The sequence below is a fragment of the Acinetobacter entericus genome (assembly GCF_026168575.1).
Lineage (GTDB): Bacteria > Pseudomonadota > Gammaproteobacteria > Pseudomonadales > Moraxellaceae > Acinetobacter > Acinetobacter bouvetii.
Genome location: NZ_JAPEQW010000131.1, coordinates 1 through 588 on the forward strand (window position 1 = coordinate 1; position 588 = coordinate 588).

The window sequence follows — 588 nt, forward strand, 5'->3', positions numbered from 1 at the left end:
ACCAATTTTCTTAATCCGTGGCTGTGCAGATGATGTAGATCGTCAACATGCACAGGCTGTTCAGTATCAAGCGCAGTTTGGAGATGGGAAATGAACAAGACTTTTGATAAACCATTCCGCGAAGACTTAGGCCTTGATGTTGCAGGCTTCCATCGCATCCGTATGGGCAACACGGTTTACTGTGTAAAAGACAATGTTATTTACACGCTGAACACTGCCGGCGAACTCAACCGCGTAGACGAAGCCACACTTTCTGCAAAGTCTTGGATACGCCGCAACGTAAATGAAGTACTCGGCGCTCAGAAGATCACTGCCCGCTTCATCTGCCGTGTAAGCCACGGTTATAAGGTGGATGTGAATGGTACCGAATACATCATCAAAGTTTCTGCAGATTTTTCTAAAGGCTTCGACCGCAACGTATTTGAAAAGAATGCCCCGACTTTCTCCTGGTTAAATTGCGTAGTGGTCGTTGAAAACGGCATGCATAAAGCGGCTCCAGCAGATCTGGTCAATTTACTGCCCTTTCAAACTGCAGTTAAAAGTGTAGTGAACCCGCAGCGCAAGCTGGATCGTGTGACTCGTCACCAT

Annotated in this window: 1 pseudogene; it reads left to right on the forward strand. The window is 46.9% G+C overall.

The annotated features are described in order from the left end of the window. Positions 1 to 90: 90 nt before the first annotated feature. Positions 91 to 588: pseudogene (locus OKC24_RS19890) on the forward strand (hypothetical protein); the annotation flags it as partial.